Origin of the sequence: Amycolatopsis sp. cmx-11-51 (genome assembly GCF_047608665.1) — a bacterium.
Taxonomy (GTDB): domain Bacteria; phylum Actinomycetota; class Actinomycetes; order Mycobacteriales; family Pseudonocardiaceae; genus Amycolatopsis.
Window position 1 is genome coordinate 162,191 of record NZ_JADNQO010000007.1, and the last position, 13,370, is coordinate 175,560.

12 protein-coding genes are annotated in these 13,370 nt (G+C 69.0%); 7 read left to right on the forward strand and 5 right to left on the reverse strand.

What is annotated here, in order from left to right; all coding sequences use genetic code 11:
* Nucleotides 1-255: 255 nt before the first annotated feature.
* Nucleotides 256-1,458 (reverse strand): ROK family protein, encoded by a 1,203-nt coding sequence (locus ACM6LU_RS24165; RefSeq protein WP_414940033.1) that lies wholly within the window; start codon nucleotides 1,456-1,458, stop codon nucleotides 256-258.
* A gap of 288 nt (nucleotides 1,459-1,746) precedes the next feature.
* Nucleotides 1,747-3,066 carry a DHA2 family efflux MFS transporter permease subunit gene (locus ACM6LU_RS24170; protein ID WP_414940034.1) on the reverse strand — a complete coding sequence of 440 codons (1,320 nt, stop codon included), beginning with the start codon at nucleotides 3,064-3,066 and terminating at the stop codon, nucleotides 1,747-1,749.
* Nucleotides 3,067-3,206: 140 nt separating this feature from the next.
* On the opposite strand from ACM6LU_RS24170, the gene ACM6LU_RS24175 reads away from it, so the two are divergent.
* Together ACM6LU_RS24175 and ACM6LU_RS24180 are read left to right on the forward strand one after the other, a co-directional pair.
* The gene (locus tag ACM6LU_RS24175) at nucleotides 3,207-3,785 is read left to right on the forward strand and encodes a TetR/AcrR family transcriptional regulator C-terminal domain-containing protein (protein ID WP_414940035.1); all 579 of its coding nucleotides are present in this window, start codon (nucleotides 3,207-3,209) and stop codon (nucleotides 3,783-3,785) included.
* Between the two features lie 16 nt (nucleotides 3,786-3,801).
* Complete coding sequence (locus ACM6LU_RS24180; protein WP_414940036.1) at nucleotides 3,802-4,587, forward strand: isocitrate lyase/PEP mutase family protein; 786 nt, start codon at nucleotides 3,802-3,804, stop codon at nucleotides 4,585-4,587.
* Between the two features lie 229 nt (nucleotides 4,588-4,816).
* Here ACM6LU_RS24180 and ACM6LU_RS24185 read toward each other — a convergent pair whose 3' ends face one another.
* Together ACM6LU_RS24185 and ACM6LU_RS24190 are read right to left on the reverse strand one after the other, a co-directional pair.
* Nucleotides 4,817-5,479, reverse strand: a complete 663-nt coding sequence (locus ACM6LU_RS24185) for a response regulator (RefSeq protein ID WP_414940037.1) — start codon at nucleotides 5,477-5,479, stop codon at nucleotides 4,817-4,819.
* A complete protein-coding gene (locus ACM6LU_RS24190; protein ID WP_414940038.1) occupies nucleotides 5,476-7,008 on the reverse strand; it encodes an ATP-binding protein in 1,533 nt (510 codons plus the stop codon). The genes ACM6LU_RS24185 and ACM6LU_RS24190 overlap by 4 nt, the downstream gene beginning before the upstream one ends.
* 132 nt (nucleotides 7,009-7,140) lie before the next feature.
* Here ACM6LU_RS24190 and ACM6LU_RS24195 point away from each other — a divergent pair, with 132 nt between their 5' ends.
* The 5 genes from ACM6LU_RS24195 (at nucleotide 7,141) to ACM6LU_RS24215 (ending at nucleotide 12,415) form a co-directional block, all read left to right on the forward strand.
* Entirely contained in the window at nucleotides 7,141-8,109 is a 969-nt protein-coding gene (locus tag ACM6LU_RS24195) for a Bug family tripartite tricarboxylate transporter substrate binding protein (RefSeq protein ID WP_414940199.1), read from the forward strand.
* Nucleotides 8,106-8,603, forward strand: coding sequence for a tripartite tricarboxylate transporter TctB family protein (locus tag ACM6LU_RS24200; RefSeq protein WP_414940039.1), 498 nt, complete (start codon nucleotides 8,106-8,108; stop codon nucleotides 8,601-8,603). The genes ACM6LU_RS24195 and ACM6LU_RS24200 overlap by 4 nt, the downstream gene beginning before the upstream one ends.
* Nucleotides 8,603-10,123 carry a tripartite tricarboxylate transporter permease gene (locus tag ACM6LU_RS24205; protein WP_414940040.1) on the forward strand — a complete coding sequence of 507 codons (1,521 nt, stop codon included), beginning with the start codon at nucleotides 8,603-8,605 and terminating at the stop codon, nucleotides 10,121-10,123. The genes ACM6LU_RS24200 and ACM6LU_RS24205 overlap by 1 nt, the downstream gene beginning before the upstream one ends.
* 127 nt (nucleotides 10,124-10,250) lie before the next feature.
* On the forward strand, nucleotides 10,251-10,811 hold the full coding sequence (locus ACM6LU_RS24210) for a hypothetical protein (RefSeq protein WP_414940041.1): 561 nt from the start codon (nucleotides 10,251-10,253) through the stop codon (nucleotides 10,809-10,811).
* A 167-nt stretch (nucleotides 10,812-10,978) separates the two neighbouring features.
* Nucleotides 10,979-12,415: a DUF1996 domain-containing protein gene (locus ACM6LU_RS24215; protein WP_414940200.1), complete on the forward strand. Its 1,437-nt coding sequence runs from the start codon at nucleotides 10,979-10,981 to the stop codon at nucleotides 12,413-12,415.
* A gap of 237 nt (nucleotides 12,416-12,652) precedes the next feature.
* Here the strand turns inward: ACM6LU_RS24215 and ACM6LU_RS24220 are convergent, their stop codons facing one another.
* The gene (locus tag ACM6LU_RS24220; RefSeq protein WP_414940042.1) at nucleotides 12,653-13,342 is read right to left on the reverse strand and encodes a hypothetical protein; all 690 of its coding nucleotides are present in this window, start codon (nucleotides 13,340-13,342) and stop codon (nucleotides 12,653-12,655) included.
* Nucleotides 13,343-13,370 lie beyond the last annotated feature (28 nt).

Sequence of the window (13,370 nt, forward strand, 5' to 3'; positions counted from 1 at the left end):
GAGGGGCCGAGCGGGGAGGATTTGAGACGTTCAACGTCCGAAATCTTCCCCACTCGGGCGTATGCCGGGGGACCTGTCCCTGAACCCCTGTTGATCAAGAACCGCAACCGGTGTGACCCCGCGACCTCACACAGCGACCAATAGCAGCCCGGCCCGCAACCTCGACTTTGCCGCGCCCTGACCCTGAGGGGAGGCAAGGAGTCCCTCATGGACCGCGATCCTGGCGTCCTTACCGCTCACGAGCACCGAAGAACGTCAGCTACTGAGGGTGAAGGCCCGGTCCGTGGCCGACCAAGCGGCCCCGATGACCCCGGCGGTGTCCCCCAGTTCGGACAGCACGATCGGCAGGTTCCCGGTCGCGAGCGGCAGCGACCGCCGGTAGACCGAGCTGCGGATCTCGGCGAGCAGCTGATGCCCGAGCTGCGCGACGCCGCCGCCGATCACGACCATCCCCGGGTTCACGAAACTCACCAGTGAGGCGACCACCTGGCCGAGCCGCCGTCCGCCGTCGCGGATCAGGTTGACCGCGCCGAAGTCGCCCGACGCCGCCGCGCGGCCGACGTCCTGGGCGGTGATCGCGCCGCGGTCGGCGACGACGTCGGCGAGGTACGCCGACCGGCCACTGCGGGCCAGCGTCAGTCCGTCGCGGGCCAGCGCGGCGCCGCCGAAGTACGCCTCGAGGCATCCGGTCTCACCGCAGGCGCAGGTCGGTCCGTAGTCGTCGAGGCGGATGTGCCCGATGTCGCCCGCGGTGCCCGCGACGCCGCGGTACACCTTGCCGCCCAGCACGATCCCGCAGCCGATACCGGTGCCGATCTTGACGAACACCAGGTCGTCGATGGAGCGGGCGACCCCGGCGTGCCGTTCGCCGAGCGCCATGGAGTTCACGTCGTTGTCGACGGTGACCGGGCAGCCCAGCAGTCCGCCGAGATGGTCGCGTACGGAGAACCGGTCCCAGCCGGGCATTATCGGTGGCGCGACCGCCATGCCCTCGGCGAAGCTCACCGGCCCCGGGAGACCGATCCCCGCGGCGATCAGCTTCCCCGGTAGGTCTTCGCGGATCTTCTCCGCCAGCCCGGCGATGCGTTTGAGGACGGCGTGCGGCCCCTGCCGGACGTCGCAGTCCTCGACGGTGTGCACCAGCACCTCGCACGAAGCGTCGGTGAGGGCGACCCCGACCGACGTCGCGCCGACGTCGACGGAGAGCACGCGCAGGTCCCCCGCCAGCCGCACCAGGGTCGACCGCCTACCGCCCCGGCTCGCCGACGGACCCGCGGTTTCGACGAGGCCGACCTCGGCCAGCCGTGCGACCTCCGCACCCACCCGGGCACGCGGCAGCTCCAGCCGCTCCCCCAGTTCGACGCGGGACATCGGGCCCTCGTCCCGCAGCAACGTGAGCAACTGGGTCTGGTGCCGGGTTTCGACCATCGGATGCTCCGTGGTGGATGCCGTGCTCATTCAGCCGAGCCTACGGCGTTCGCCCCGGGGTGTCCCGAATGCCACGGCGGAGACTCGCACATGACATTCGGAACCCTCGGGGGTGCCCGGGCGGGAACAAACCCACCGCGCCCGTCTAGGCTGTGTCTCTCGAAGCGTGCTTTCGGATTTCCGCAGCCGGGCCGCGACACCAGCTGATCCCTCACCCAGCCGTACCAGCGGCCCGCCTCCGCAAACCCGAGGCCTCCAACCGAAAAGACGCACGCGTGTCCTCGCCCAACCTGCCAACCCCAGTTCGCGAGACACGCCCTAGTCCACTGTGGACTTTTCGGCGCGCACCAGGATCCACGACGGGATCAGCACGATCGCGGTGATCCCGGTGATCCACCAGTGCGTGTCCGCGATCGCCGCCGCGGCCCCCGGAGTGGCGGCGAGGCCCGTGGAGACGAGCACCGTCAGGATCGACGTCCCGAAGGATCCGCCGATCCGTTGCAGCATGGCGAAGATCGGCATCGCGTGGGAGATCCGGTCCTTGGGCACCAGCATCAGCCCGGCGGCGAGCGCCGGTGTCGTGGTCAGCCCGATGCCGCAGCCTCGGACGACCTGCACGGCCGAGAGCCACCAGTAGTCGTCGGATCCGGTGAGCAGCGCGAGCGGCACCGTCCCGATGATCGTGACGATCAGCCCGGCGAAGATCACCCTGGCGCCGCCGATCCGGTCGGTCAGCCTGCCCGCGAGCGGCAGTGCCGCCACCGTGCCGAGCGCCAGCGGTGCGGTCAGGAGCCCGGTGGCGACGAGACTCTCGTGCCGGACGTCGAGGTAGTACAGCGGCAGGACGATCATCGCGCCGAACAGCGCGACCCCCATGCCGAAGATCACGGCGGCGGCCGAGAAGAACGCGCGGTCGCGGAACAGCCGCAGATCGAGCAGCGGGGCACGCGACCGCGACGCGGTGGCAGCGAAGATCGCGAGCAGGACGACGCCGGCGATCGCCGGGATCGGGGCGCCTTCCGCGACGCCGTACACGAGCGACGGCAGACCGGTCACGGTGAGGAGAAGACCGCGCCGGTCCAGCGGCTCGGCGCCCGCCGGGGTCTGCATCGGCAGCCATTTCCAGCCCAGCAGCAGGCTGAGCACCGCGATCGGCACGTTCACCAGGAACAGCCACGGCACGCCGAGTCCTTCGGTGAGCAGGCTGCCGCCCAGTGTGCCGAGCACCGGCGCGAGATAGATCGGGATGCTCAGCACGGCCATCATCCGGCCGAGCCGCTTCGGCCCCGCCGTCACCGCGAACAAGATCTGCCCGGCCGGGACCAGCAGTCCGCCCGCGGCGCCCTGCAACACACGGAAAACGATCAGCGCCTCGATCGACGTCGCCGTCGCGCAGAGCGCGGAACACACCGCGAACAAGCCGACGCACACCAGCCAGAGCCTGGCCGCCCCGAAGCGACGGCTCGCCCATCCGCTTACCGGCACCATCGCGGCGAGCGCGAGCAGGTAGCCGGTGACGATCCACTGCACGGTGCCGAGCGATGCGCGGAACTCCGCCGCGATCGTGCCGAGCGCGACGTTGACGACGGTTGACGTGAACATCGACAGGAACCCGCCGAGGGTCAAGATCGAAGCCATCCCCCACAGAGCGGGGGTGATGCGCTCGTCATCGGTATGCCCGATCATCCTACCAGCCGTTCTTATCGGCGTTAAGATCTTAACAGTGATAAGATTCCTTCGGCTTGTCAAGTCCGATACGGACCGGCGAAGGTGTGCGCATGGTCGTGAGACGCGATGGCTACGTTCGAGCCGCGCTCGAACTCCTCGACGAGGTCGGGCTGGACGGATTGAGCCTGCGCAAGCTCGGGGAGAAACTCGGTGTGCGGGGTCCCGCGCTCTACACGCACTTCAAGAGCAAGCAGGCGTTGCTCGACCAGATGGCCGAAACCATGCTGGACGACCACCTCGCCCCGCTGGACGATCCCGCGGCGGTGGGCGACTGGGCCGAGTGGCTGACCCGCCGCGCCCGCACCATCCGCCGCACACTGCTGTCCTACCGGGACGGCGCCCGCCTGCACGCCGGCTCCCGCCCGACCGGGCGGTCGGCGATGACGCCGCTGATCAAACCGTTGCTGGAAGCGGGTTTCACCGCGGAGGACGCGACACACGCGATCCTCGCCATCAGCCGGTACACCCTCGGCTGCGCGATCGACGAACAGCAGCACGTCGACGGCGAATCGGCTGTCGACCACGCCGAAGATCCGGCCGCCTCGTTCGAATACGGCCTCTCCCGGCTGATCACCGGGCTCCGCGCCGACGTCGATGTCGCAAATCCGCCAGACCAGGATGTCGCATAGCTGCTGAAATGGCGGCATGACGACCGACGACGCCCGGCTGTTCCGCTCCCTGCACCTCCCTTCGAAACCGCTGGTGCTGGCCAACGCGTGGGACGTCGCGAGCGCCCGGATCGTCGAGGACGCCGGCGCCGCGGCGATCGCCACCACCAGCGCCGGGGCGGCCTGGAGCCTCGGCGCTCCCGACGGCGACCTGCTCGGCCGCGACCTCGCGGTGGACCTGATCGCCCGGATCGCCCGCGGCGCGGGTGTCCCGGTGACCGCCGACATCGAAGGCGGCTACGCGGGCACGCCCGAAGGTGTCACCGAAACCGTCGCCGCCGTGGTGGCCGCGGGCGCCGTCGGGATCAACATCGAGGACGGCCCGCGGCCGCCCGAAGAGGTGGTGCCGCGAATCGCGGCGGCCCGCGCGGCGAGCGGCGAGGTCTTCGTCAACGCACGGATCGACACCTTCCTCAGGGGGCTCGGCGGGGTGCCGGAGACCCTGGAGCGCGCCGCCGCGTACCTGGCGGCGGGCGCGGACGGGATCTTCGTCCCCGGCGCCACCGACCCCGCCGTGATCACCGCGCTCGTCGAGGGCATCGACGCACCGGTGAACGTGATGGCCCACCCCGGCGCGCCGAGTGTCAAGGAACTGGCCGCACTCGGGGTCGCGCGGGTGAGCGTCGGCTCCGGAATCAGCCAGGCCGCTTACGCCGTCGCGCGGGAAAGCGCACGGGACCTGTTCTCGACAGGCACGTACACGCGGCTGGAGGAGGCCGTGGACTACGGCACCCTCAACGACCTCCTGGCCGGCCGCAAGTAGTCCTCTAGTTGCGCGGGGTCCGTCGGTACAGGGCGGCGATCCCCGTACCGACACGGACGTCACGCGTGACTGGACGGACGACACACCTGCGGCCGGTTCAGACGCGTGTTGTCCGTCCACACACGCGTGTTGTCCATCCAGTCACGCGTGTTGTCCGTCCACACACGCGTGTTGTCCGTCCAGTCACACGGAACGCCGCGAGTGGTCCTCTAGTTGCGGCAGCGGGCATTCAGGACCACAGGTAGCGCCGCTCGGGCCGCCCGGTCCCGCCGTACTTGAGGGTCACCTCGGCCTTCCCCGTCGCCACGAAATGCTCCAGGTACCGGCGCGCGCTCACCCGTGCGACGCCGGTCGCCTCGGCGCATTCGCTCGCGGACATCCCGCCCGGCGCGCCCCGCAGCGCGGTTTCCACCAGCCGCGCGGTTTCGGCGGTGAGTCCCTTGGGCAGCACGGGTTTCGCGCTCGGCCGCGCGCCGAAGACCTGGTCGACGTCGGCCTGCCCGGCCTCGGCCAGCCGGTCCAGCCGCTGGTGCAACGTCGCGAAATGGGTGAGCTGATCCCGCAGGGCCGCGTACTCGAACGGTTTGATCAGATAGTGCAGGACCCCGCCGCGCATCGCCTGCCGCACGGTCTCGACGTCAGTGGCGGCGGTGATCAGGATGACGTCGACGTCCTCGGTGGCGCGCAGTTCCCGCAGCACCGAAAGCCCGTCGAGATCGGGGAGATAGACGTCCAGCAGCACCAGATCCGGTTTCAGCTCCCGCGCCAGCCGGATCGCGTCGGCCCCGGTGTGCGCGACCCCGACGACGGCGAATCCCTCCGTGCGAGTGACGTATCCACTGTGGACTTTCGCGACCATGAAATCGTCGTCGACGACGAGGACCCTGATCATCGCGGAAGCCTCGCCGTGAACACCGCGCCGTCGTCGTTGTGCACCTCGACGGAGCCGCCCCGCCGGACGCACGCCTGCCGGATCAGCGCGAGCCCGAGACCACGCTGACCATGCGCCGCCGCCTTCGTGGTGAAGCCGTGTTCGAACACCTCTTCGGCGATTTCCGGCGCGACACCGGGCCCGGAATCACGGACCTCCACCCGCACTTCGTCCTCCTCCTGCCACACGCCGACCTCGATCCAGCCGCGTTGACCGCCGAGCGCGTCCAGCGCGTTGTCGACGAAATTTCCCAGCACTGTCACCAAATCCGTGGAGAGCGCGTCCTCGACGCGGTCCAGTTCGCTGTCGGGCGCCATCCGCAGGCCCACCCCGCGTTCGGCGGCCAGCGACGCCTTCGCGATCAGCAGCGCCGCCACCGCCGGGTCGCCGATGCGCGAGCCGACCTCCGCGCGCCACTCGCCTTGCGCCGAGCTGATCCGGCTGACGTAACCGCGGACCTCGTCGTATTCCCCGAGTTCCAGCAGGCCCGAAATGGTGTGCAGCCGGTTGCTGAATTCGTGCGCCTGGGCCCGCAACGTGTCGGTGGCGTTCCTGCTGGCGTCGAGTTCGTCCCGCAGGGTCATCAGATCGGTGCGATCCCGCAGGGTCACCACGGCACCGCGCACGTCGATCGGCATCCGGTTCAGGGTCAGCACCTTTCCTTGCCTCAGTACGATCTGATCGGCGCCGGTCGCGCGGCCGGTGAGCAGGTCACGGATCCGCTCGTTGAGGTCGAGGTCCTCGACCGACCGGCCGACGGCGTCTTCCGGCAGGGCCAGGAGTTCGCGGGCGTGCTCGTTCACCAGGGTGATCCGGTGCTGCGGATCCAGGCCGACGACACCCTCCTTGATGCCGTGCAGGAGCGCCTCCCGGTTCTCCACCAGCGCGGTGATCTCGTGTGGCTCCAGGCCGAGCGTCTGGTTCTTCACCCGCCGCGCCAGCAGCAGCGAACCGCTCACACCGATCACCAGCGCGACCCCCAGCACCCGCAGGGCGTTGTCCGGCGAGTCGAGCACGCCGGCGAAGAAACCAGGCGACTTCGAACCGGCCGCGACCATGCGGACCACTTTGCCACCCTTCTCGTCGAGCACCGGGACGTGCGCCACGATCGAGCCGTCGATATCACCGACCCAGGACCGTCCGGAAAGGACGGTGCTCTCGCCGATGTCGAGCGTTGTCCTCAGCTGACCCGGATCGGGTGACGCCAGCACGTAGCGGTCCGCGCCGGCGATCACGACGGAATCCACCCCGGAGAAGCTTCGCGCGGTTTCGGCGGGGGCGTTCAGTTCCCACGGGCCGTTTTCAAGATCACCCACGACACCCTGCGCGGCGACACTCTCCGCGACCGAAAGCGCCCGGCGTCCCTCGGTCGTGCGGAAGTTGTTCCCCGCCTGGACGACGGCCAGCACGCCGACCGCGCACAGTAGGCAGCTGACGACCACCAGTTGCCACGCGAGGAGCTGGCGGGCCAAGGAACCCCGAGCACCCATCGCCACCTCCGCGTGACCAAAACGACCACAACAACCATTGGGCCCGCAAGCGGGACATCTCTGTTGACCCGAGTGCACCATGTCCAACCACGCGGCAGAGAGGCGGGGATCACAGTGAAGCCCAGTAGCTGGTTGGCCATCGCGGCGGCGCTCGTCGCCGTCTTGCTGGTGCCACCGTTGCTCACCCCGGGCGGCGAGGCCGACGAGGGTTCGCAGATCCGGTCGCTGCGGGTACTCGTGCCCAACGCGCCCGGCGGCGGTTACGACATCACGGCCCGCACGGCGACCAAGGCCATGGAGGACGCGGACCTGCTCGGCAACGCGGAGGTCTTTAACCTCCCCGGCGCCGGCGGCACGGTCGGCCTCGGCCGGACGGTGGCCGAACGCGGCAACGGCAAGCTCGTCATGTCGATGGGGCTCGGCGTCGTCGGCAGCGTGTTCACGAACAAGTCGCCGTCTTCATTGCTCGACACCACACCGGTGGCGAAGCTGATCGAGGAGTCGGACATCGTCGTGGTCGGCAAGGATTCGCCGTACCAGACGATCGACCAGCTCATCGCGGCGTGGAAGGCCGATCCGGGCGCGGTCCAGGTCGGCGGCGGTTCGTCACCGGGCGGGCCGGACCACCTGGCGCCGATGCTCATGGCGAAGGCGGTCGGGCTCGCGCCCAAGGCGGTCAATTACGTCCAGTTCGACGGCGGCGGGGAACTGCTCGCCTCGGTCCTCGGCGGCAAGGTCGCGTTCGGCGTGTCCGGCGTCGGCGAGTACCGCGATCAGATCCAGGCGGGCACGCTCCGGGTGCTGGCGGTGACCAGCGAGAAGCGGATCCCGGGCATCGACGCGCCGACGCTGTCGGAGTCCGGTGTGGACGTGAAGTTCACCAACTGGCGCGGCATCGTCGCGCCGCCCGGCATCTCCGAGTCGGACCGCACGAAGCTGGTGAGCCTGTTCGAGCGGCTGCAGAAGACACCGCAGTGGCAGGAAGCTTTGCAACGCAACGGATGGACCGGGGCGTTCGCCCCAGGGGAGCAGTTCGGTTCGTTTCTCGAAGAGGAGAACACTCGAGTGGCAACGGTGCTGAAAGAGCTGGGTCTGGCATGACGACCACGTGGCTGAAGGAGCGCTCCGAACTCGGGGTGAGCGTCGGGCTCGTGGTGCTCGGCGTGCTGGTGCTGACCGACGCGCTGAGCATTCCCACCGACTTCGCCCAGCGCGGCCCGGTGGGACCGAAGGCGGTGCCGATCCTGGTCGGCTCGCTGCTGCTGATCGTCGCGGTGCTGCTGGCGCGCGACGTGCTGCGCGGCGGCAAGGGAGAGGCCGAGGGCGGCGAGGACATCGACCTCACCGAGCCCGCCGACCTGCGCACGGTCCTGTTGCTGTGCGGCGCTTTCCTGGCCAACGCGGCACTGATCGGGCTGGTCGGGTTCCCGATCTCGGGCGCGTTCCTGTTCTGGGGCGCGGCCTACGCGCTCGGCAGCCGCAACCTGGTCCGTGACCCGCTGATCGCGGCGGGCATGTCCGTCGTGACCTTCCTGGTCTTCAACAACCTGCTCGGTGTCCCACTCCCCGGTGGCCCGTTGATGGAGGTGTTCTGATGTTCCAGCAACTCATCGACGGCTTCGGCACCGCGCTGACCCCGACCCACATCGCGATGGCGGCGATCGGTGTCCTGCTGGGCACCGCGATCGGCGTGCTGCCGGGCATCGGCCCGGCCATGGCGGTGGCCCTGCTGCTCCCGGTGACCTACGGGCTGGAACCCACCGGCGCGTTCATCATGTTCGCCGGCATCTACTACGGCGGGATGTTCGGCGGTTCGACGACGTCGATCCTGCTGAACACCCCCGGTGAGAGCGCGGCGGTCGTCGCGGCCATCGACGGCAATCCCATGGCCCGCAAGGGTCGCGGGGCGCAAGCGCTTGCGGCGGCGGCGATCGGGCATTTCGTCGGCGGCATCCTCGGCACGATCGCGCTGGTCGTGCTGGCCCCGGTGATCGCGAAGCACGCCGTCGACATCGGAGCGCCAGACCTGTTCGCGATCATGGTGCTGGCGTTCATCGCGGTCACCTCGGTGCTCGGCAGCTCCCGCGTCCGCGGCGTGGCGTCGCTGCTGATCGGCCTCACCATCGGTCTCGTCGGGCTGGACGAGATGACCGGGCAGCAGCGGCTGACCTTCGGCTCGCTGCACCTTGCCGACGGCATCGACGTCGTCATCGTGGCGGTCGCGCTGTTCGCGGTCGGCGAGTCGCTGTGGGTCGCCGCGCACCTGCGGCGCACCGCGCATCAGCCGATCCCGGTCGGCAGGCCGTGGCTGTCGCGCGCCGACCTCAAGCGGACGTGGAAGCCGTGGCTGCGCGGTCCGCTCATCGGGTTCCCGTTCGGCGCGGTGCCCGCCGGTGGCGCCGAGATCCCGACATTCCTCTCGTACGTCACGGAAAAGCGGCTCTCGAAGCACAAGGACGAGTTCGGCAAGGGTGCCATCGAAGGCGTCGCGGGTCCGGAAGCGACGGCGTCGGCCTCGGCGGCGGGGACGCTGGTCTCGATGCTGACGCTCGGCCTGCCGACCACCGCGGTCGCGGCCGTGATGCTGGCGGCGTTCCAGCAGTACGGCATCCAGCCGGGACCGCTGTTGTTCGAGCGGGAGTCTTCGCTGGTGTGGGGCCTGATCGCCTCGCTGTTCGTCGGGCTGACGCTGCTGCTGGTGCTGAACCTGCCGCTGGCGCCGCTGTGGGCGAAGCTGCTGCGGATTCCGCGGCCGTACCTCTACGCGGGAATCCTGTTCTTCGCCAGCGTCGGCGCGTACGCGGTCAACGCGGACATTTTCGATCTGCTGGTGATGTTCGTGATCGGCCTGATCGGCTTCGCGATGCGCCGCTACGGCCTGCCGGTGCTGCCGGCGATCATCGGCGTCATCCTCGGCCCGGCCGCCGAACAGCAGATGCGACGCGCGCTGCAACTGAGCGACGGCAACCTCGGCGGGCTGTTCGACACCCCGTTCGCGATAGTGGTCTACGTGATCATCCTGGTGATCCTGTTCTTTCCGTTGATCAAGCGTTTCCTGCCTGCCCGTCCCACCGCCGAAGACGAGACGGAGCCCAAGGACAAGGTGGACGCCTGATTTGCGGGAACCGGCCCGGCCTCGACTGCCCCGAGGCCGGGCCTTCTCGCGCGCTCACCCTTGAGAAGGAGCGAACCGGTCCGCGCGAGTGATCTTTCGGGACACCCGCCGCCCGAAGATCGGCTTCATGCTCAAGAAGATCCTTCACCTGCCCCCGGCCGTGGGTGACACCGAACAGCCGGTCCCCCGCTGGGCGATGCGCCTGGCGTACGCGCTTCCCTGGCTCCTGCTGCCTTCGTGCCTGTGGCGGCTGCCCTTCGCCGTCCACTTCGAGATGGGCCAGCTCCACGATCGCGGGATGCCGCCGCTCTGGCTGAGCGTCCCGTACGTCCTCTCGCTCAGTGTGCTCACCGAAGTGACCGCGATCCTCGCCATCGGACTGGTCCGCGGCTGGGGCGAGGTGGCGCCCCGATGGATCCCGTTCCTCGGCGGCAAACCCGTCCGGCCGATGGCGGCCGTCGTTCCCGCCGTCCTCGGCGGCCTGGTCCTCACCGCGCTGTTCAGCTCCGTTCCACTCGGCGGCGACCGTCAGCTGACCGTGTTCGGCGTGACCGAAAGTGTCGGTTACCTCAGCGACGGCTGGGAAACTTTGGCGACGATATGCGTCACCCCGCTCGCCCTCTGGGGCCCGATCATCGTCGTCCTGGCCGTCGCCTATCACCGCCGCCGGAAGGTAACGAAGACATAACGGCAAGGTCGCGTTTTGAACCGCTTTCGCGTCGGGACCGTTTCAGCCAACACGGAGTCAGTGTCGCCGGCGATGCCGGTGACGCATCCCCCGGACTCCGCGCAACGACACCGAACGAGGTGAACAATTTCATGCCCCGCAACCCTAGAACCACCGGCCGCCACCGCATGGCACGCCGCACCAAGGTCGCCACCGGCGCCATCGCGCTGTCCCTCGCCGTCGGCGGGATCGTCGTGGTGAACACGACCGGAACCCCCGACGCCGCCAGGGCCGACGGTGCGGACAAAGCGTTCTTCATCGACATCGCGAAGGTCCCCCGCGGCAACAACGTCAACCTCGACCTCGCGAAACGAGGCGCCAGAGGAACGTTCACCGTGGACTGCGGCCGCAACGAGAACGGCCACTTCAACGGCGACAACTTCATCGCGCAGCCCGGCGTCCGCAATGGAGCCGAGCACCTCCACGACTACGTCGGGAACCTCTCGACCAACGCGGACTCGAACAACAAGAGCCTGTCCCGCGCGGGCACGACCTGCAAGAACGGGGACAAGTCGGCCTACTTCTGGCCCGTCATCCGGATCAACACCGAGGAAGAGGAAGAAAACGAGGCGGCGAACGAGGAGAAACTCGCCGCCGACCGCGCGAACGCGGCCAAGGACGAGGCAGCCGCCCAGGTCGACTGTCCCGACGTCGCCAGCGAACTCGAAGAGGTCCCTGACCAGGCGATGCCCGCGGTCGACGAGAGCCTCGACAAACTCGACCAGGAGTCCGAGAACGCGAACGACCAGCTGGCGCAAGGGAAACAGGCGGGCCAGGTGCTCGACGAGCTGAAGAACAAGCGGAAGCCGTCGATCAAGAAGATCAGCGACACCATGAAGCAGGCGGGCACACCGGTCGCGAAGCCCGAAGACCAGCTCGCCGGGTGCGCGGTGAAGCAGAACGGTGAGGGCGGCCTCGACAACGGCGGCGAGAACAGCACCGTCAACGCCGCCGGTGACGTCGAGAAGAAGAAGTCCGACGGCAAGGCGGCCGATCTTCCCGGCACCGACGACAACAACGAGATCGGCGACAACGAGGGCGAGATCCAGCGACCCGAGAAGGTGGACCTGACGTTCACCAGCGGCGGCGCCCGCCGCGTCGTCGCGATGCCGAAGTTCCTGCGGGTGCTCTACGGCGACGCCAAGCAGACCACCAACGGACCGGCCAACGCCCGGCCAAGCTGGACCTGCACCGGCTTCGAGGACCGGCTCACCGAGCTGTACCCGATCTGCCCGCGGGGCAGCAAGGTCGCGCGCGTCCACGCGTTCCCGAACTGCTGGGACGGGAAGAACACCGACAGCGCCAACCACCGCACGCATATCGTGTTCTCCGACCGCAACGGGAAATGCCCGCGCGGCTTCAAGAACGTGCCGCAGCTGCGGATCACCCTGGTGTACGACATCCCGGCGAACATCCAGGCCGCCGGGCAGTACGCGGTCGACGCGTTCGCGCAGGAGAAGCACAACCCGCGCTCCGACCACGACGACTTCGCGAACGTCATGTCGCAGCGGCTGATGAACCAGCTCGTGAAGTGCGTTAACAGCGGGAAACGCTGCCGGCAGTAGGTGGGAGCTGAAGGGGACTTTCCCCGCATGCCATGCGGAGAAAGCGCCCTTCACCGCGTCGGAAGCGGGGAAAGTCCCCTTCAGCTCACCGCTGTGCGGGGGCGCGGCGGGGATGACCCGCGCCCCCACCCCCCACGCCGGGGGTCCGGTTTCTGGCCCGGCGTAGGGGTACCGGACCAGAAACCGGCGAGCGGCACGGCTCTCCCTCCCTGGAAGCCGGACCGCCCGGTCTCGGGGCTAGGCCGTCGTCGACAACCGGCTCACCCGGTCGAACACGAGCGGCGCCGGCATCGCCGGGTTCACCTCGGCCAGTACGGCGTCGGCGTCCAGGCCTGGCAGGTGGATCCACGCGCTGTCGGCGAAATCGGGCGTCGTGACGCTGATCCGGCCGCAGCGCGCGGGCGGGATCAGCGCGACACCGAAGGGCTCGACCACGTTGCGCCACACCGATTGCGACACGATCATCCCGGCACCGAACTTGTCCCCTGTCGGGTCGAGACGGCACCAGTAGCCGACGGCGTCGTTGAAGGTCGAGGCGCACAGCAACCGGGTCAGCGTGATGTAGGTGCGGTGATAACGATGGTTGTCCGCCATCGGTCCCATGTGGACGGCTATCCGCGCTCGCATCGGGACACGGGCGTAGCGGTTGCGAGACCGAAGCAGATGGTCCAGGTGGAACACGACCTCGCAGAGCTGCCCGACGGTCCGGTCCGGGTACGCGACCATCAGCCCGTCCCCGGTCTCCCGGAAGTGGCGTGCTTCCCCCGGCGCGAGCCCGACCGCGTTGAAGGAGCGGGAAACCAGCGTCTCCATCTCGGTCTTCATCGGATCCAGCAGGTCATCACTGGCCTTGGACGAACCGACGATGTCGACGGCGAGCACGGCGTGGGTGCGCGCGTTGTATTGGCCTGAGGTCAGCACCTGCATCTCTGCGACCCCTCCCCTGATCGGTGAA

What these genes read in the sequence shown, in the direction of transcription:
- ACM6LU_RS24180 (WP_414940036.1), top strand. Translation starts at nt 3,802, where the DNA reads ATGACGACCGACGACGCCCGGCTGTTCCGCTCCCTGCACCTCCCTTCG.
- ACM6LU_RS24200 (WP_414940039.1), top strand. Translation starts at nt 8,106, where the DNA reads ATGACGACCACGTGGCTGAAGGAGCGCTCCGAACTCGGGGTGAGCGTC.
- ACM6LU_RS24205 (WP_414940040.1), top strand. Translation starts at nt 8,603, where the DNA reads ATGTTCCAGCAACTCATCGACGGCTTCGGCACCGCGCTGACCCCGACC.
- ACM6LU_RS24210 (WP_414940041.1), top strand. Translation starts at nt 10,251, where the DNA reads ATGCTCAAGAAGATCCTTCACCTGCCCCCGGCCGTGGGTGACACCGAA.
- ACM6LU_RS24185 (WP_414940037.1), bottom strand. Translation starts at nt 5,479, where the DNA reads ATGATCAGGGTCCTCGTCGTCGACGACGATTTCATGGTCGCGAAAGTC.
- ACM6LU_RS24165 (WP_414940033.1), bottom strand. Translation starts at nt 1,458, where the DNA reads ATGAGCACGGCATCCACCACGGAGCATCCGATGGTCGAAACCCGGCAC.
- ACM6LU_RS24175 (WP_414940035.1), top strand. Translation starts at nt 3,207, where the DNA reads ATGGTCGTGAGACGCGATGGCTACGTTCGAGCCGCGCTCGAACTCCTC.
- ACM6LU_RS24215 (WP_414940200.1), top strand. Translation starts at nt 10,979, where the DNA reads ATGGCACGCCGCACCAAGGTCGCCACCGGCGCCATCGCGCTGTCCCTC.
- ACM6LU_RS24220 (WP_414940042.1), bottom strand. Translation starts at nt 13,342, where the DNA reads ATGCAGGTGCTGACCTCAGGCCAATACAACGCGCGCACCCACGCCGTG.
- ACM6LU_RS24170 (WP_414940034.1), bottom strand. Translation starts at nt 3,066, where the DNA reads ATGGCTTCGATCTTGACCCTCGGCGGGTTCCTGTCGATGTTCACGTCA.
- ACM6LU_RS24190 (WP_414940038.1), bottom strand. Translation starts at nt 7,008, where the DNA reads ATGGGTGCTCGGGGTTCCTTGGCCCGCCAGCTCCTCGCGTGGCAACTG.